We start from the raw sequence: 17,142 nt of genomic DNA on the forward strand, positions 1-17,142 counted from the left end.
AAATGGGGCCTTAGCTCAGCTGGGAGAGCGCAACACTGGCAGTGTTGAGGTCAGCGGTTCGATCCCGCTAGGCTCCACCATATTTACCTTGTTCATATCGAGTAAGATTGGACAAACATCTAAACCACCGAAAGGTGGTTTTTTTGTATCTGATTTTCATGATTTATTCGGTGTAAGCGCTTCTTACTGGGATTGCTATTTCCTTTTGTGTACAAGCGTCCTTCAAGTGAATTAAGCAGCAAGCTAAGCATTGATAAAGCTAGGGTTCATGTTTTCGCTATATGAGTTAGGTGGCGCCTAATATCAAACGGTATAGGTGGGGTAGGCTGGGTGCCTGAGTCGAGAATATCATCTAGTTTTAATCATAGTTTCAATCATAGTTGCAATCGATAGTATCTATGTCACTAGTTTACATTCTGCTCAATGTGCAGAGATATATGCCGCCAGGCATTAGCCCATCTTGAATCTACGAAATCCAAAGCATAAAAAAAGCCATCTCAATGATGGCTTTCATCTTCTAATTACGGAAAGTAATTAATCTAGGCCTAAGAAGCCACCAGTCTGATGCGCCCATAGTTGGGCATATATACCGCCAGCGTTTATCAGTTCTTGATGGGTGCCTTCCTCAACAATATTACCTTCATCTAAGACAATTAATCTATCCATTGCAGCTATGGTGGATAGTCTATGGGCAATGGCTATCACAGTCTTTCCCTCCATAAGCTGGTATAAGCTTTCTTGTATCGCGGCTTCTACTTCCGAGTCTAGTGCCGATGTTGCCTCATCCAGTAGCAAGATAGGTGCATTCTTGAGAAGCACTCTTGCGATGGCGATGCGTTGTCTCTGTCCGCCTGAGAGTTTGACACCTCGTTCACCCACTTGAGCATCTAGGCCTAAATTCCCTTCTGCATCCGTCAGGCTTTGGATGAAGTCATAGGCTTGTGCACTTTTTATTGCACTCTTTAGTTCCTCTTCACTGGCATCAGGCTTTCCATAGAGAATATTTTCTCGAATAGATCTGTGTAGCAATGACGTATCTTGGGTGACCATGCCTATGTTGGCGCGCAGAGAGTCTTGTTGAACATGTTTAATATTCTGTTTGTCGATTTCGATAGTGCCTTTTTCAACATCGTAGAAGCGCATCAAGAGGTTGACTAATGTTGATTTTCCAGCGCCAGAGCGACCCACTAGCCCAACTTTCTCACCGGCTTTAATCTTTAAGTTTAGTTTTTCGATGACACCGCTATTCTCACCATAGTGAAAGCTGACTTCGGTGAAGTCGATGGCGCCTTTTTCAACACTGATTTTTGGTGCATCTTTTAAATCTTGAATCTCGGTCGGCTGTGACAAGGTGTTCATACCGTCGGTAACTGTGCCTATATTCTCGAACAAGGAACTTATTTCCCACATGATCCACTGGGACATGCCATTCAACCTTAAGGCTAGGCTAATGGCTATGGCAATAGCGCCTACTGTAATAGCACTCGTTGTCCATAACCAGATTGACACGGCTGCTATGGCAAATGCGAGCAGGTAGTTGATGATCTGCACACTGACATTGATACCTGTAACGAGTCGCATCTGTCTATACACGGTATCCAGAAACGTCTGCATGCTGCCTTTGGCGTATTCGGCTTCTTTCTGGGTGTGGGAAAACAGTTTCACTGTGGTGATATTGGTATAGCTGTCGACGAGGCGACCAGTCATATTTGAACGAGCATCGGCCTGTTCGGTGGATACTTGCTTCAATCGAGGTAAAAATCGGAACTGCAGGCCGATATACAAGCCTAACCAGATCAACATAGGTAGCATTAATCGTAGATCTGCATTGGCTATCATAACCAGCATAGAGGTGAAATAAACTAAGATGTACACAAGTACATCCAAAAGTTTAGTCACGGTTTCTCTGACTGCTAAAGACGTTTGCATCACCTTAGTGGCGATACGACCCGCAAAATCATTTTGATAGAAAGAAACACTCTGTTTTAGTAAATATCTATGGGCTAACCATCTGATGGACATGGGGTAGTTCCCCAGGAGTCCTTGATAAACAATGAGTGCATGTAACAGGACTAACGAGGGGATCACCACTAAGACTAATACCGTCATGCCGATCAGCTTGATGCCTTCATTTTCAAACAAGGTATCAGGGTCATTGGCTATCAATAAGTCGACAAGCTGGCCCATGAAGCCGAATAATGAGACCTCTAATATGGCTAGAATGGCAGTAATGATGGACATTAATATCAGCGGGCGTTCAAATCCTTTGGTGTAATGACGGCAAAATGCATATATCCCTTGAGGAGGCTGCTCGGGCTCCGCAGCGGGGAGAGGGTCAACCCATGACTCGAATCGTTTAAACATCTGTTACTCAACCATAATGAATTATTTATATCTGTCGCTAGCATATCTCAAATCGATCACTTTGACTTCACTTTGCCTTTTTTGTATTCAGTTCCGTTTTCCGCTAGTTCACGGCCCAAATATTCAGTAAAGTGCTTATAAGGATTTACTCTTATAGTTAGCACGAATATGTCGAAGCTTATGTCTAAGTTATCCAATGAATCTTGTAGAAAAGCCAGGTTGTCCCGGGATCCGCGATTCGACGGCAAATTTTTTATCGGGGTTCTTACTACCGGTATTTTTTGTCGACCAATTTGTCCTGCAGTGGCTCCGAAGGAGGAGAATGTTCGTTATTTTGATTCAGCGGTTAGTGCATCCTTAGCAGGGCTAAGGCCGTGTCTTCGTTGTCGCCCTGACAGTGCCCCAAACTCTAGTGCCTGGAAAGGTACTCGCACGACGTTAGAGCGAGCACTTACCTTGATAGAAGCTGGTGTGCTCTCTGGAAATGATGCTATAGACATAGAGGCCCTATCGGCTAGGTTGGGCATTTCTAGCCGTTATCTCAGGCAGGTCTTTAGTGACAATTTTGGTACGTCTCCTAAAAAGTATGCTCAATTTCGTGATTTAATGTTCGCTAAACAGCTGCTACATCAGACAAATTTAAGCGTCACTCAAGTTGCGTTTGCATCAGGATTTAACAGTGTCAGGCGATTCAATGAATCATTTAAACAAACGTTAAGACTCACGCCTACCGCCCTTAGAAAAACGACTCAGAAGAAGACTCAAGTTGGAAAGGGGACTGATAAGCCTGAACTGATAACCCAAGGTGTGATGCTATCTCTGTTTTTTTCCTACAGGCCGCCTTTGAATTGGGCTCGTCAGTTGGCTTTTTATCGGCTGCGTATGGTTGACAAAATGGAGTGGGATCTCGGTGGTGAGGGTTATGGAAGAAGCTTCCAGTTGGGTGAGGCGAAAGGATATTTCGAGGTAAACCATCTAGTAGACAAAAATGGCTTTAAGATCAATATTTATCTGGCTTCGAGTGACCATCTTGCCAGTTTAAAAGATATCACCATGCAAATCCGTAGATTGCTAGATTTGGATGCTGATATTGATAAGATTGAAAACCTTATAGGCGCGACCGCCATCATGACCCAAGGTATGATTAGCGGCCTAAGGTTACCTGGCACTTGGTCTGTTTTTGAAGCGGGCTGCCGTGCCGTTCTCGGTCAGCAGGTGAGCATCATTCAAGCTAGCGCACTGTTAAATACACTGGTTAAAGCTTATGGTGAAAATGTCACGATTTCCGGTAAGAAAATGATACTTTTCCCTAGGCCTGAAGTCATTGCTGCAGCGTCTCTGGATGAGCTTAAAATGCCGGGAGCGCGGAAAGCAGCACTGAAAGCTCTGGGATTATTTGTCAGTGAGCATCCTGACGGTGCTGTCGATGACTGGCTATCTATTAAAGGCATAGGTCCATGGACGTTAGCCTATGCCAAGATGCGCGGCCTAAGCGATCCTGATATCTTATTGTGTTCCGATCTAGTGGTTAAGAAAAAGGTATTATCTCTGTATCAACAAGGCGTAGACCCCGTTCCCCATGATAAGCAAACAAAGACGTTAACCCGAGTAGAGTATAGTCAGCTAACAGATATGCTCACCGAGCAAGCTTCACCCTGGGGAAGTTACTTAACGTTTCAATTATGGAACCTAGCATGAAGCAATTAACGGATGTTGCAGGATTTGTCGATATAGATAAAGGCTCGCCAATTACCTCAGATACCATTATGGCTAAAACCGTGACGACTCAGCTAGGGGAGATTTATATTAAGGCCAATCAATTTGGTTTATCACATTTAAGTTTAGTTGCAGCTAAGCTGGAGATGAGTGAGTCGACAGAGTTAAATCAACAAGCTTCTACTTATTTAATACAGGCTGAACGTGAGCTAAAGGAGTACTTTGCCGGCCAGCGACAGCACTTTTCGGTTCCTTTAGCACCTAAGGGGACCGAGTTTCAAAAAGCCGTGTGGCAAGCCTTGTTAGCACTCGATTACGGTACTACTTGTTGTTATGCCGATATTGCTAACCAGATAAACAGGCCTAAGGCCGTGAGAGCGGTCGGGGCGGCGAATGGCGCTAACTCTATTGCCATCATCATCCCATGCCATAGAGTGATTGGAAAGGATGGCAGTTTAACCGGTTATGCCTATGGTCTCGAGATGAAAAAATCTCTGCTTAAATTGGAACGCTGTACAGACTTTAAGCTGGTTTAATGACCCGTTTATTTGAGTTTTCTTCTGCTCTGGATGGCCTCATAGGTCTTAGGGGTAAAAGACCTCAAGGGTTAAAATCAAAATAAAAGCTTTCCCTGCTGATCTAGCGTAGAATATGGGCCATATTTAATATTGTCCTCTTTTTACGGATCTGTCCATCCTTATGACCCAAGAACTCTCTTCACAAGCTAAGCCTGAAACGACCTTCGAACAACTTGGGTTAATCCCGGAACTGCTAAAACGTTTAACCTTACTCGAGTATCTCAATCCCACTTTAGTCCAAGGGAAAGCGATTCCAGCCGTTTTATTGGGTAGAGATCTACTGGCTGGCGCTATTACAGGCTCAGGTAAAACAGCAGCTTTTGCTTTGCCTATGCTGCAGAAACTAGCGAAAAGTAGCGCTAAGGTTTCTAAAGGAAATCAAGTCTGTGGACTTGTTTTAGTGCCGACCCGAGAACTTGCTCAACAGGTTGCTGATAGCTTTAAGAGCTACGGACAATTGATTAAGCCAAGATTGAAAATAGAGGCTGTATTTGGTGGCGTGTCGGCTAATACCCAAATGTTAGCCATGAGAGGGGGCGCTGATGTTCTGGTTGCGACTCCTGGTCGATTACTCGATCTTATTTCGAGTAACGCCATTAAGCTTGATGATGTGAAAACATTAGTGCTTGATGAAGCCGATCGCATGTTGAGCCTAGGTTTCACCGAAGAGTTAAATCAAGTGCTTGCCTTGCTGCCTAAGCATAAGCAGACCTTGCTGTTTTCAGCTACATTTCCCGAAGAGGTTAAAACCCTTACCGATAAGTTATTATCGTCGCCGGTCGAAATTCAAATTCAGAGTGAAGAGCAATCTACACTTAAACAACAGGTCTATACGGTTAATCGTACTCGTAAGACAGCCCTGTTGGCCCACCTGATTAAAGAGAATAACTGGCGTCAGGTGTTAGTGTTTGCCAGTGCAAAAAACACCTGTAATCGTCTTGAGCAGAAGTTGGCCAAGGCTGGGATTGCGGCGCAAATATTTCACAGTGATAAGTCTCAGGGTGCAAGAACTAAGGTACTAGAGGCGTTTAAAAATGGTGAGACTCATGTGTTAATCGCCACCGATATCGCTGCTCGAGGCATAGATATCGAAAAATTACCTGTGGTCATTAACTATGAGCTGCCCAGAAGCCCAGTTGACTATATGCATCGTATTGGCCGGAGTGGTCGTGCAGGTGAAGCAGGCTTGGCCTTGTCACTCATATCTCATGATGAATATCAGCATTTTAAGCTCATCGAGAAGAAAAATAAAATCAAGTTAGACCGTGAACAAGTCGAAGGTTTCGAAGCCGATGATGAGGCGCCCTTAGATTGTCCTTCAAGAGAGATTAAATCTATGGCTGCTCCCGAGGGAATGGGTAAGAAAAAACGTAAGAAGTTGCCTAAAGCGAATACCGAATTCTGGACCAAGAAATAGCCGTGTTAATGGCTAGCTAATATAATTATATATTTGACGGTACTGGTTACTGCTATGATTTTTTTAGCATAAGTACCGTTTATTCCAATATAAATAAGAGTGGTATAAAGGTTATGCAGCATCTATTTTGGTTAATTGAAGACAAAATTGCTGGACGCAGTGGGCCTAACAAGGAAGCTTGGGATTTAAAGGAAATAAAGAGTTCGGGTATTGGTGCTGTCCTGTCTGTTAATGGCGGAGAAGAATGTGACCCCCAAGCTTTTATCGACGCTGACTTATCTTATGCTTGTATTCCATTTTCAAGCAACATCCCTCCAAAGGAAGAAGATTTGGCTCTGTGTGTTGAGCAACTACCTAAGGCGTTAACCTTCATTCGTGACTGCGAAGAAAAAAACCTCCCTGTATTAATTCATTGTCGTTCTGGAAAAGACAGAACGGCGTTGATTATGGCTTATTACTTGATGGAAAACGGTGCAGCTCCCTTACATGCCGTCAGTCAGGTTCGTGCCGTCAGAGATATCGCCTTTAGCGCAGAGGGATGGGATCAATTTGCCTTCGATGTGCTCTATGCATTACAGGATTAAGTAAAAGGGTGCCGCTCCCTTACATGTTGTTAATCTGAGTCAGGTTGGTGCCGTCAGAGATATCGCCTTGAGCGCAGAGGGATGGGATCAGTTTGCCTTTGATGTGCTCTATGCATTACAGGATTAAGTAAAACGGTGCCGCTCCCTTACATGTTGTTAATCTGAGTCAGGTTGGTGCCGTCAGAGATATCGCCTTTAGCGCAGAGGGGTGGGATCAATTTGCCTTTGATGTGCTTTATGCATTACAGGATTAAGTAATAAATCAGCCGGAAAAGACAGAACTGTGCCGCTCCCTTACATGTTGTTAATCTGAGTCAGGTTGCTGCCGTCAGAGATATCGCCTTTAGCGCAGAGGGATGGGAACAATTTGCCTTTGATGTGCTTTATGCATTACAGGATTAAATAATAAATCAGCCGGAAAAGACAGAAGGGCGTAGCTCTCTTACATGTCATCAGAGATATCGCCTTTAGCGCAGAAGTATGGACTTAGTTTATCTTGGATGTGCTCTATGCATTACAGGATTAAATAATAAATCAGCCGGAAAAGACAGAAGGGCGTAGCTCTCTTACATGTCATCAGAGATATCGCCTTTAGTGCAGAGGTATTGGGCTCAGTTTATCTTGGATGTGCTCTATGCATTACAGGATTAAATAATAAACCTGTGAGTAGAGCTACAGGAACTAGGATTGTCTGAGATATACCCTATTGAGGCTAGTATCAGTGTTATTTTCTGTTGTCTGCTTGTTGCCTGTCAGTCGTTGCGCTCTAGAGTTAGTCGATAAAAAGTAAATTATAGTCTTAATTCTATAGTCTTATTCTATAGACGATTTCACATTCAATATGTGTCACACCTCCTATACAAGCCCTTCAAATCTAAGCCCTTCAAGCAGGCGTTATCAAGCGGATTATCGAATTAGATGGCTATATTTCTAGGTCAGTCTTAATCAGGCCTGACAATAGGAGTACCGATCACCATAATGAATTTTGAGTAATGCGGACTCTGATAGTTATCTGGTAGTTATATGGTAGTTATCTGGAATATTATTCAGGCTAGCCAATCCGGTGTAATAGCCAAAAGGCTCCATTGAGACTGAGGAGCTTATCGTCACGGCGAACCCATGACGTGTTTTCTGCGAAATAGGGGCTTGATAACAGTGTTTTCCTTCGAATCTCAGCTTTATGGGGGGATTTTGCTTGGTGCCATCCCTTTTACACTATGATAGATTAGACTTAATCCATAAATTTATTTTCAATTCGGTATGCTAATGAAGAGTAAAGCCAGTCAATCACAAGGCTTATTGCTTTTTCGTCTATCACAGACACAACTTTTTGCGCTTGGTACACTTAAAATCCGCGAACTTGTCCCCTATACACCCCTGAGTGCAATTCCTCACTCTCATCCAACTATCATGGGTGCTGCTACTATCAGAGGAAATACCATACCGGTTATCGATATGGCGTCCGCTGTTGGTTACGCCCCCATAACCCAAGAGGAATTGTCGAAAAGTTATATTATTATCACTGACTGTCAGCGTATGGTCATAGGTTTTCTCGTACGCGGCATAGATAAGATCATTGAATGTAATTGGCGAGATATCGAGTCTCCTCCAAATAACTTAGGCAAAAATGCTTATTTAACTGGGGTGACTAAGTTCGACAATCAGTTAGTTCAATTACTCGATGTCGAGCTACTGCTTTCTAAAGTATTTCCTGCTAGCCCAGAAACTACTCGAGCCATTTTAACCGATGTTCAACGTGAGAAGCTTAAGCCTCTCAATATCTTGTTGGTTGATGACTCTCATGTTGCGCGTAAACAATTATCCGATGCACTCGACAGTATCAATATTCCCTATCAGGTAACGTCTGATGGGCGAGATGCCTTAGCTATCATGGAGCAGGCCGCGAATGATGGTAAGCCAATACAGCTGTTAGTGAGTGATATTGAGATGCCTGGTTTAGATGGATATGAGCTGGCATTTGAAGTGAAAAATACGCCAGCTTTAGCTCAAGCCTACATCATACTGCACACTTCATTGTCCAGCGAAATTAGTGTGAGCCAAGCTCATCAAGTTGGTGCTAACGAAGCCTTAACAAAATTTGATGCCCATGAGTTGATAAGTGCCATGCTACGAGGCGCTGAACAACAAAATGCTAATGTATAGTGTTCTGTTATTATTATGCTGCCATAGGGTAATATAGTCGTCGGTTTATACTGTATTACTAGACATGAGATGGCCGTTTAGATACAACCCTCGGGAAGGAAGAGCAATCAGGTAAGGTTAAGGTTTGTTAAATCTATGCGCCCTGATTGTGCATAAGCAATAAAATATAATAATAGACAGGTCTACCAATGAAAGAAAATCGCTCTCTGTTAGCTAGAATTGTTAACGGCAGCTTAGTGCTGCAAATTTTATTTGGAATTATCGCCGGTATTTTAGTGGCGACATTCTCAGAAAGTGCCGCCCATAGTGTCGCCTTTTTAGGTGGTCTCTTCGTCGGTGCATTGAAAGCTATCGCACCAATCTTAGTCTTTATTTTAGTGGCAGCTTCTATTGCCAACCAGAAGAAAAATGCTAAAACGAATATGAAACCCATTGTGGTTTTGTATCTTTTGGGTACGTTTACCGCTGCACTTACGGCCGTATTTATGAGCTTCGCTTTTCCAACGACACTTGTGTTGGCCGCGGGTGTTCAGGGTGCGACCCCACCTGAAGGTATTGGTGAGGTTATCCATACTCTGCTGTTTAAGGTTGTAGATAACCCAGTCAATGCTTTAATCACAGGAAATTACATCGGTATCTTGGCCTGGGGCGTAGGTCTTGGCCTAGCACTGCATCACGCCAGTGATTCGACTAAGCAAGTCTTTGCCGATGTGAGCCATGGTATCTCCGAGATGGTACGTTTCATCATTCGCTTAGCTCCTATCGGTATTTTTGGACTGGTAGCGGCGACATTTGCTGAAACAGGATTATCTGCGATGGCTGGTTATGCCCAGTTGTTAGCAGTATTACTTGGCTCTATGGCGATTATCGCATTGGTGGTTAACCCCATCATAGTGTTTATCAAGATCCGTCGTAACCCATATCCGCTAGTACTGACTTGCTTACGAGAGAGTGGTGTTACCGCCTTTTTCACCCGTTCCAGTGCGGCCAACATTCCGGTTAACATGGCGCTGTGTGAGAAGTTAAAGCTCCATGAAGATACTTACTCAGTATCAATTCCCTTAGGTGCCACCATCAACATGGGCGGCGCTGCTATTACTATCACAGTACTAACCTTAGCAGCGGTTCATACCATGGGTATTCAGGTTGATATATTGACTGCCATTCTTTTGAGTGTGGTAGCAGCGGTTTCAGCCTGTGGGGCATCCGGTGTGGCTGGCGGCTCTTTACTGCTTATTCCATTGGCGTGTAGCCTATTTGGTATTTCCAATGATGTGGCCATGCAGGTCGTTGCAGTAGGCTTTATAATCGGTGTTATTCAGGATTCTGCAGAGACGGGCTTGAATAGCTCTACCGATGTGATCTTCACCGCTGCAGCTTGTGAAGCTGCCGACATGAAACAGAAAAAATTGGCTGAATAATCTGTTCAATCAGATTGAAGTTTAATTATCGAAAGCTCCCGGGTTCACCAACCCGGGAGCTTTTTTGTTATCGTCGGTATTATTTTCGCTAGCATGGTTAATATCATTCTCTTGATAGAAAACCAGTAGCTCAACCAGGCGATCCCTTTGCCTAGGTAATTGTTGTGCCTGACTAAAAGACACCCGCTCGCCGTGATAAATCACCAGTAATTCTTTAGGCTTGATAGCTAAGCGCTGTAAACATTGGCTAATGGCCTGTGATCGGCGATGGCTCAAGGATTTATTGTATTCCTGGGAGCCAGTTTCATCGGCATAAGCGTGTAGCTCTATCCTGTCAGGATTTGACTTGAACTGGCTTAACCAAACAGTTAGGCGCTGTGTTTCACTGATGTTTAGTTGATCTTGGTCTAAGTCGAAAAATAGCTGTAAGCGTTTTAAATAGGGACTCGGCTGCAGCTCTGGTTTGCTCTGTGTCGATTTAGCTGAAAAATCATATTCATGGGCACTTGGTTCAGTCATATAGAAGGTCAGCCTAGTAGGTATGGTCGGGATGCGTAGGCTCTGAAGCTGGACGAACTGATGTTTGTACAATGGCACCGCGATTATCTGATTGCTGGTAGGGGCGCCGTGCCAAAGCCAGACTCGTAGGGGGGAATTACCAATATAACGACCATCTTTGTAAATGGCTGCCTTGGTTGGTTTGGTCTCTATGGTGAGCAGTTTGCTTTCGCTGCCTTTGGGAACCTCTCTAGAACCTATTGAGCCACAGGCTGTAACTAGCATGAGTATCACCATGAGTATTGGCTGATATTTCATGATGCTATTTCATCATAAAGTCTAGTTAGACGCTTAGTGATGGCTTGCCATGAATAGTTTTTGACCGCTTTTAGGGCACGTTTTTGGATGTAGTGATAGAGTTCCTTGTCTTGTAAGATCTGGTTCATTTTCTGGTGAAGACAGTCCTCAGACTCGACGTCAAAAAACAGCCCGTTTTCACCATCTTTTACGAAGGAAGGCAAGCCTCCTACATTGCCACAAAGGGCCGGTGTGCCAGATGCCCAAGCCTCTAGTATCACAATGCCGAAGGGTTCATAGAGGCTAGGTAATACAAACAGTTCGGCGGCGGCATAGGCATTGGCTAAACTAGGGTCATCAAATTTAACATTGGTGATAAAGCTGACTGCTTGCTCTAGCCCTTGCTCCTTGGTTAACCTCTGCAGACGCTCAAAGTAGTCTCGATCATAGATAACCCCAATGAAAACCAGTTTTAATTGGGGAGAGTGCTGGTGTGCTTTGGTGAACGCCTTAAGTAATGTGATCTGGTTTTTTTGCGGGGTGAAGCTACTGACGCACAAGATTATCTTGTCGGTTTCCATGAAATTGTATTTGCTGATAAATGCGGATGCGTCACCGGAGGAAAATCTTTGCTGATCGACGCCATTGGGCAGATAGACCACCTTTTTTTGGGGATATTTCTTCGCTATCTTTTCCCGTTCATTTTCTCCAACGCAAATAACCGCATCTGCGCCTTCGATCACCTTAGTGCTTTGTACTAAGAGGTCGAAGGGTTTACCCCAGTTAAAACTGCCTTTTAGGGGCTGCATCATATCGTCAAGTTGCTCTTTGGGCAGGGCTAAATATCCGCCATGAATGCTGACGACGTAGGGGATACCTTTTATCCGTGCAGCTATGCGCGCCAAGGCTCCCAGTCGGCCCATGGTATGTAGGTGGATAACGCGGATATTTTTACTGAAGAGAAGGTAAAAAAACAAGGGGAGTGAGAACATGTTTCCACCACGCTTGTCGAGCAAGAGTCGATGCTTCTTTGATAGCCCCAAACGAGTGTAGCTATAGTCAAAACGTTTGACCGGAATGCCGAAAATACATTCTTGTTTATTGTCGGATAATGCCAAAGTGGTTACATTTTCAAGCTGATAGCCACTAGCCTTGAGCCAATGTGCGGTTTCAGTTATCACAGTTTCTGTGCCGCCCCATTCATCTTTTACAAATCTGCGGGGTATATTGATAATGGTCTCTTTAGTCATATCCCTTCTCCCAAAAACTCTATGTTAAATATCACTTATCTAACAGCTTGTTAGATACTAAATACTAGTCATCTAATGGCTCTTTTTACAGTTTCAGTTGCCTGTTGTGTTTTATCGACTTTAAAAGGTGCTTTAAATGATGGCGCTCACTGGCGGATAGATAAAAATGGTAGGCTGAAAATAGTGCCGGGATCACGCTGAGCACACTAATAGCAAGGATCTGCAGCAGTGAGTTATATCCCTGTGACACTTGCTCAAGCAATAGCAATCCAGAGGCGAATGGTAGGCCAATAGTAAGGCCTGTGATTAGGAGTGGTTTGTAGGCTTGCCACTTGGATGTTTGAGTAAATTTACTTGCCATGGGAATACTGACGAAGATGGCTAACACTAGATTGGGAATTAAGGTACCCAGAGCGACCCCTAAGATGCCAAGTGTCTGTATCAAGAGGCAGCTTAATATCAGGTTTGCAATACACTCAACCACGCCTATCCACATTAACGGTTTTTGATAGCCACACATGAGTAAGATTTGATTGGTGGTATTGCGGTAAATTACCTGGATGGCAATATTAATCAATAGGATCCGGGCACACCAAAGGGTTTGCTGGTTATCAAGTTCGAGCCAGATCCGCAGCAGATCTTCGACAAAAAACAATGAAGGCACTATGAGTAGTACTACGATAAGACAGACGAAGCGTTGGCTACCCAGCAAGAGTTGCCTCAATGCCTGTTTATCTTGTTGTGCGTTTAACCTCGAAGACATAGGGGCAAGCAGGTCATGGATCTGGGAGCAGAGTAAGCGGAATATCTCGGCTAAGCGGGTAGTCACGTGGTAATAAGCCACCAAGCCGACTCCAGCTAAGGCTGATATTACAATTTGGTCGGTTCTGAAAACAATCAGATTGCTAATGGTGATCACATAAGCGCAGAGCGAGAAGCTCATCAATTCAACCATCTTTTTCGGGCTGTATAAACGCCAGGAGAGACGCAGAAGCGGTAAAGCGCGCTTAGTGGCGATATACATGGCAATATTCGCCAAGCATTGACTGGTGACGGCAATAACGGCCAGCACTCGTATATCAGCATTCACTCTGAGGGCTATCACTAGGGCTATACAGTTTGCTATGTCTCTGAGAACCTCTATACGATTTCGCACCTGAATACATAGGGCGCCGCGTAACACTTCCATAAATATGCCGAAAGGAAAGAGCAATCCGGTACCTATGCCAAAAAACAAAAAACATTGGGTATATAAGACTTGTTGATCCGGCTCAAACACAAAAATCACATGAAGAAATGGGGCACTGAGACAGGTAAGTAACACGATGACAAAGCCTAATAAGAAATAAGTACCAAATAATGTGGATGCCGTGCGGTTATAGCTATCCCAGTCCTGATGCTCTAAAACTTCACTGGTCTTCTTCTGTAATGCGATGCCAAAGCCTAGATCCAGCAGCACAGAGTAACCAAATATTGACCAGAGTAAGGCCCAGAATCCATAGGACTCCTTGGGTAACAGCAGAAACATCTCCCGGGTCAGGTAGATCATCACCACAAACTTGATGATAGTGGCCAAGTAGTTTGAGATGGTTAACTTAATTATTTGTTTGGAGCGAGACATAGTGCGTGCTCCTTTACCGTGTGGAGTAGAGCTTGTTCCACTCTCGCCTTAACACTCTCTAGCCTAAAATGGGCGTCGACATGGTGATAGCCAGCTTGAGTTATTTCGTCATAACGGGCCGGGTCCTCGATGAGTTGTGCCATGGCGTTCGCTATGGCTTGGGGATCATATGGGTTGATGAGTATCCCCAGTTTTTGCTGATTAATTATTTCGGCAGGCCCATAGCGGTCACTGGCGATGACGGCTAAACCATTAGCCATAGCTTCTATGATGACCAGACCAAAAGGCTCGGGCATTAAAGTAGGCATCAATAACACATGGTGTTGTTGATAAACACTGTGCATGTCGTCTGTGGGAGCTAATATCTGCACCTGTTTATTCAGGTGTAATCGATGGATTTCCTGAATCATAAACTGTTTGTACTCAGGATCTATCGGGCCGATACAGGTTAAGCTAAGGTGTCTGTTTGGCATCTTAGCTAACAATAAAAAAAATGCCTGCAGGCATTGTTCAATTCCCTTTATTTGACATAAACGTCCGCAAAACAGGAAAGATGTCAGTGGTTTTTTGGGGCTTATAAGCTCAGCACCTAGCTCAGAATTCAGTTTAGTACCATTGTGTATTACTTGCACATCCCTGGCATCGAGTTGCTCTTGGATGGCCTTTCCAAACCAGTGGGAGCAAGCGATACAAGGGCCGAAATCAAATTGTCCGCCAATCAGGCCAGGGAGCCAAGATTTCAGCTTACGTTTGAGGGCATTGATAAAGCCTGGTCGAATATAAGCCGCGGGCCAAAAGTCACCGACTTCATAGAGTTTGGCAATACCACTGTGTTGGCTGGCCAATGATGGAGCCAATGAGATATATTGCTGATTCCAGAGGTAGATAAGGTCAGGTGATAGCTGATTAATGTATTGTTGGCAGATCTGGTAGTTAGCAGTTTCAACTTGTCTCTGTTGGCGATAAGTTGGATTATCATAATCGATATAACCCAGCTCCCGATGAACATAACTCTTATTGTGCTCGCTATTGTGAGTGTTTTCACCTCTATTCCCCGTTAATACTTTTATCTGGTGCCCTTTATTGAGTAAGTATTCCACCGTATCTCTGCAGGCCAGTTCATAGCCGCCGATGTGGTAGGGGGGATAGAAATTAGTGATAATTAGGATATTGAGTTTTGTCATCATATGGACCTAATTAAATCTAAAAGATGAAAGTTTTCAAATAGATCTATACCAAGCAAGGATTTGATTTCGTATGCCACCCAGAAAGTGATCAAACCAGCTAGCAAGATACATAAGCCTTTGGAAAGAATGATGGTGCCGTTGGCCAGTAAACCGCTGACCATAGGTATGGCACAGTTACGTTCTCTGGATCGTGAATCGATTCCCCAGTACACCACCAGATAGAAATGTCGAAATAACCAAAAGCTAAGCTGGAGTGATAGTAGCTTTTTACTGGGGACAGACACGGCTCGATTTAATATTTGCAGGAACTCCTGACGTTGTTGTCGAGATAAGCTGGATTCGACACTGGGAGTGAGTTGCTGATAAAAATAATTAGCATCTCTTTCGCTTGGCTTGTCCATTGGTCACTCCTGTTCGGGTCATTCGGTCCATGGTGGCAATGACTGCAAATACCAACATTAGCTGATAAAAGTTATTGGTCTGTTTGAGTACCCACTCTAAGGTCGATTGCAGGTAGATGCAGGTCAGTGCAGCAATCAAGGCTATGCAGATGAATCGACTCTGAGAGCCTTTGAAGCGGAAATAGTTAATGATATTTTTGAAATAGAAGAAGAGTAAAAATGTGATAAAAACCGCGAGATTTAGCCAGCCTGTTTCTGCTGCGACCATAAGATAAACCGTTTCCACCAGACCATGTGTTTCATCGGGGTCATCCTTGTCATACATAGGGATGTGGGCCGAATAGGGATAGGGTGGATTAATCTTAAGAGCAAAGTTATTTAACCCCACGCCAAGGACCTTATCGTTGGCCATGTTTACCGCCGCTTTAGCGAGCTGAACTCGGGATAGCTTAGATTCTACCGGAGCCGAGATAAACCGTTCAATGATGGTGTCTGAAGCCTTGATTAACACCAGAGTGCCGGCAATCGGTAAGATGATGAGTAAGATTAAGTGGCGTTTTCTGACCTTAGTATCACTTTGTTTACTCATCATAGAGATGGTAAATACCATTAGGCTATTGAGAATAAATAGGGCTAATCCAGCACGAGATAAGGTGGCGAGTATGCAGATAGAAGCCATGCCAAAAATAGTGAACCACAGCCAACTTCGGCTCCCGGCAACATTGAGAAGATAGGCGTGGGCCATGGCGCCGAAAATCGAAATATACATCACCAATGAGTTTTGGTGGCTGAAGGGACCGGTACATTGGAACACTCCGAGTAGGTATTTCTGCTTCATTACCGAGAGAAAAATGTAGAAGATAATGATGCCGATATTGATCATAAGCCAGTGTAGCTGCTGCTCATTTCTCAAGTAATTTGCTATGGTCCAAAAGTAGATATACATACGACACATTTTTAGAATTTCGAAGGACGAATAGATACCTATATCTGAATTAATGGTGGATAACAGGCTAAGAGAAAAATACAGCAGGTAGAGAGTAGAGCCAATTGGAAACCAGTCGATGGGTAAACGATGCCGGCGTTTAATCACTAAAGCCAACAGGATATACAGGGAAATATCCACCATGCCGAATTCAAAGCCTCTGGTCGTGCCGCGATAGGTCTCTATGGAGACGAAATTGATATCTAGCATGTCGCAGGTAAAGAATATCACCAGAAAGAACACCAGTTTTTCGCAGGATTTTGAGCGCAGGCAGCACAGATACCCCAGAGGCACGCCTACGATTAAGGTCATAAAGAAGATGAGGTACTTAAACTCAGTCATCTCCATACTCCCAGTATGATGAGCTTGGTATTTATCATCGCCAGTAAGATATGTGTGTAGGCTTGCTTACCAGACTTGTTACCTTGGCAGGTGTCATCAGCAGTTGGACTTGTGCTTAGTAGCAGGGGATTAGCATATAAAGATTTTCTGACCTGAACTATGACATTGGCAGGTGTTATCGCCTGTAATATTTTGTCGAAGGGGAAGCGAGTTAATTTAACCCAAGTTTGCTTATCTGCTGCGTTACTTTGGTAGGTGTCATCAGCAGAATATTCTGGGGGTAATATAAGCAAGTTAAGCGTATGCATGGCCGCTTAC

14 protein-coding genes, 1 tRNA gene and 2 pseudogenes are annotated in these 17,142 nt (G+C 44.0%); 9 read left to right on the plus strand and 8 right to left on the minus strand.

All coding sequences use genetic code 11. The features are described from left to right. The first annotated feature begins 4 nt into the window (after positions 1 to 4). Positions 5 to 80 (plus strand) — tRNA-Ala (locus SVI_RS07265). Positions 81 to 534: 454 nt separating this feature from the next. Here SVI_RS07265 and SVI_RS07270 read toward each other — a convergent pair. Continuing rightward, positions 535 to 2,364 carry an ABC transporter ATP-binding protein gene (locus SVI_RS07270; protein ID WP_013050822.1) on the minus strand — a complete coding sequence of 610 codons (1,830 nt, stop codon included), beginning with the start codon at positions 2,362 to 2,364 and terminating at the stop codon, positions 535 to 537. A gap of 168 nt (positions 2,365 to 2,532) precedes the next feature. On the opposite strand from SVI_RS07270, the gene SVI_RS07275 reads away from it, so the two are divergent. The 8 genes and pseudogenes from SVI_RS07275 to sstT all read left to right on the plus strand — a co-directional run bounded on the left by SVI_RS07275 (position 2,533) and on the right by sstT (position 10,243). After that, complete coding sequence (locus tag SVI_RS07275; protein ID WP_013050823.1) at positions 2,533 to 4,062, plus strand: DNA-3-methyladenine glycosylase 2 family protein; 1,530 nt, start codon at positions 2,533 to 2,535, stop codon at positions 4,060 to 4,062. Further along, the gene (locus tag SVI_RS07280; protein ID WP_408005166.1) at positions 4,059 to 4,616 is read left to right on the plus strand and encodes a methylated-DNA--[protein]-cysteine S-methyltransferase; all 558 of its coding nucleotides are present in this window, start codon (positions 4,059 to 4,061) and stop codon (positions 4,614 to 4,616) included. Before SVI_RS07275 ends, SVI_RS07280 begins: the two co-directional genes overlap by 4 nt. A 163-nt stretch (positions 4,617 to 4,779) precedes the next feature. Further along, positions 4,780 to 6,075, plus strand: a complete 1,296-nt coding sequence (locus SVI_RS07285; RefSeq protein ID WP_013050825.1) for a DEAD/DEAH box helicase — start codon at positions 4,780 to 4,782, stop codon at positions 6,073 to 6,075. 113 nt (positions 6,076 to 6,188) lie between these two features. Continuing rightward, on the plus strand, positions 6,189 to 6,659 hold the full coding sequence (locus SVI_RS07290; protein ID WP_013050826.1) for a dual specificity protein phosphatase family protein: 471 nt from the start codon (positions 6,189 to 6,191) through the stop codon (positions 6,657 to 6,659). 131 nt (positions 6,660 to 6,790) lie between these two features. Next, positions 6,791 to 6,913, plus strand: a pseudogene (locus tag SVI_RS21405) (protein phosphatase); the annotation flags it as partial. Positions 6,914 to 6,938: 25 nt separating this feature from the next. Then, positions 6,939 to 7,061, plus strand: a pseudogene (locus SVI_RS21880) (protein phosphatase); the annotation flags it as partial. 864 nt (positions 7,062 to 7,925) lie between these two features. Continuing rightward, positions 7,926 to 8,822 carry a chemotaxis protein CheV gene (locus SVI_RS07295; protein WP_041419770.1) on the plus strand — a complete coding sequence of 299 codons (897 nt, stop codon included), beginning with the start codon at positions 7,926 to 7,928 and terminating at the stop codon, positions 8,820 to 8,822. A 188-nt stretch (positions 8,823 to 9,010) separates the two neighbouring features. Continuing rightward, positions 9,011 to 10,243, plus strand: coding sequence for a serine/threonine transporter SstT (gene sstT, locus SVI_RS07300; protein WP_013050828.1), 1,233 nt, complete (start codon positions 9,011 to 9,013; stop codon positions 10,241 to 10,243). A gap of 21 nt (positions 10,244 to 10,264) precedes the next feature. On the opposite strand, the gene SVI_RS07305 is transcribed toward sstT, so the two are convergent. The 7 genes from SVI_RS07305 to SVI_RS07335 all read right to left on the minus strand — a co-directional run bounded on the left by SVI_RS07305 (position 10,265) and on the right by SVI_RS07335 (position 17,132). Further along, positions 10,265 to 11,059 carry an OmpA family protein gene (locus SVI_RS07305; protein WP_013050829.1) on the minus strand — a complete coding sequence of 265 codons (795 nt, stop codon included), beginning with the start codon at positions 11,057 to 11,059 and terminating at the stop codon, positions 10,265 to 10,267. After that, the gene (locus SVI_RS07310; RefSeq protein WP_013050830.1) at positions 11,056 to 12,288 is read right to left on the minus strand and encodes a glycosyltransferase family 4 protein; all 1,233 of its coding nucleotides are present in this window, start codon (positions 12,286 to 12,288) and stop codon (positions 11,056 to 11,058) included. Before SVI_RS07310 ends, SVI_RS07305 begins: the two co-directional genes overlap by 4 nt. A gap of 85 nt (positions 12,289 to 12,373) precedes the next feature. Beyond that, on the minus strand, positions 12,374 to 13,909 hold the full coding sequence (locus SVI_RS07315; RefSeq protein ID WP_041419771.1) for a lipopolysaccharide biosynthesis protein: 1,536 nt from the start codon (positions 13,907 to 13,909) through the stop codon (positions 12,374 to 12,376). Then, positions 13,888 to 15,096 (minus strand): glycosyltransferase family 4 protein, encoded by a 1,209-nt coding sequence (locus tag SVI_RS07320; protein ID WP_231847779.1) that lies wholly within the window; start codon positions 15,094 to 15,096, stop codon positions 13,888 to 13,890. The genes SVI_RS07315 and SVI_RS07320 overlap by 22 nt, the downstream gene beginning before the upstream one ends. Beyond that, a complete protein-coding gene (locus SVI_RS07325; protein WP_013050833.1) occupies positions 15,093 to 15,497 on the minus strand; it encodes a hypothetical protein in 405 nt (134 codons plus the stop codon). Before SVI_RS07325 ends, SVI_RS07320 begins: the two co-directional genes overlap by 4 nt. Then, the gene (locus SVI_RS07330; protein WP_013050834.1) at positions 15,469 to 16,824 is read right to left on the minus strand and encodes an O-antigen ligase family protein; all 1,356 of its coding nucleotides are present in this window, start codon (positions 16,822 to 16,824) and stop codon (positions 15,469 to 15,471) included. Before SVI_RS07330 ends, SVI_RS07325 begins: the two co-directional genes overlap by 29 nt. Next, positions 16,821 to 17,132, minus strand: coding sequence for a hypothetical protein (locus SVI_RS07335; protein WP_013050835.1), 312 nt, complete (start codon positions 17,130 to 17,132; stop codon positions 16,821 to 16,823). The genes SVI_RS07330 and SVI_RS07335 overlap by 4 nt, the downstream gene beginning before the upstream one ends. Positions 17,133 to 17,142: the final 10 nt, after the last annotated feature.

Origin of the sequence: Shewanella violacea DSS12 (assembly GCF_000091325.1) — a bacterium.
Taxonomy (GTDB): domain Bacteria; phylum Pseudomonadota; class Gammaproteobacteria; order Enterobacterales; family Shewanellaceae; genus Shewanella; species Shewanella violacea.

Coding starts and splice junctions, on each gene's coding strand:
- SVI_RS07270 (WP_013050822.1), bottom strand. CDS start 2,364: ATGTTTAAACGATTCGAGTCATGGGTTGACCCTCTCCCCGCTGCGGAG.
- SVI_RS07275 (WP_013050823.1), top strand. CDS start 2,533: ATGTCGAAGCTTATGTCTAAGTTATCCAATGAATCTTGTAGAAAAGCC.
- SVI_RS07280 (WP_408005166.1), top strand. CDS start 4,059: ATGAAGCAATTAACGGATGTTGCAGGATTTGTCGATATAGATAAAGGC.
- SVI_RS07285 (WP_013050825.1), top strand. CDS start 4,780: ATGACCCAAGAACTCTCTTCACAAGCTAAGCCTGAAACGACCTTCGAA.
- SVI_RS07290 (WP_013050826.1), top strand. CDS start 6,189: ATGCAGCATCTATTTTGGTTAATTGAAGACAAAATTGCTGGACGCAGT.
- SVI_RS07295 (WP_041419770.1), top strand. CDS start 7,926: ATGAAGAGTAAAGCCAGTCAATCACAAGGCTTATTGCTTTTTCGTCTA.
- sstT (WP_013050828.1), top strand. CDS start 9,011: ATGAAAGAAAATCGCTCTCTGTTAGCTAGAATTGTTAACGGCAGCTTA.
- SVI_RS07305 (WP_013050829.1), bottom strand. CDS start 11,059: ATGAAATATCAGCCAATACTCATGGTGATACTCATGCTAGTTACAGCC.
- SVI_RS07310 (WP_013050830.1), bottom strand. CDS start 12,288: ATGACTAAAGAGACCATTATCAATATACCCCGCAGATTTGTAAAAGAT.
- SVI_RS07315 (WP_041419771.1), bottom strand. CDS start 13,909: ATGTCTCGCTCCAAACAAATAATTAAGTTAACCATCTCAAACTACTTG.
- SVI_RS07320 (WP_231847779.1), bottom strand. CDS start 15,096: ATGATGACAAAACTCAATATCCTAATTATCACTAATTTCTATCCCCCC.
- SVI_RS07325 (WP_013050833.1), bottom strand. CDS start 15,497: ATGGACAAGCCAAGCGAAAGAGATGCTAATTATTTTTATCAGCAACTC.
- SVI_RS07330 (WP_013050834.1), bottom strand. CDS start 16,824: ATGACTGAGTTTAAGTACCTCATCTTCTTTATGACCTTAATCGTAGGC.
- SVI_RS07335 (WP_013050835.1), bottom strand. CDS start 17,132: ATGCATACGCTTAACTTGCTTATATTACCCCCAGAATATTCTGCTGAT.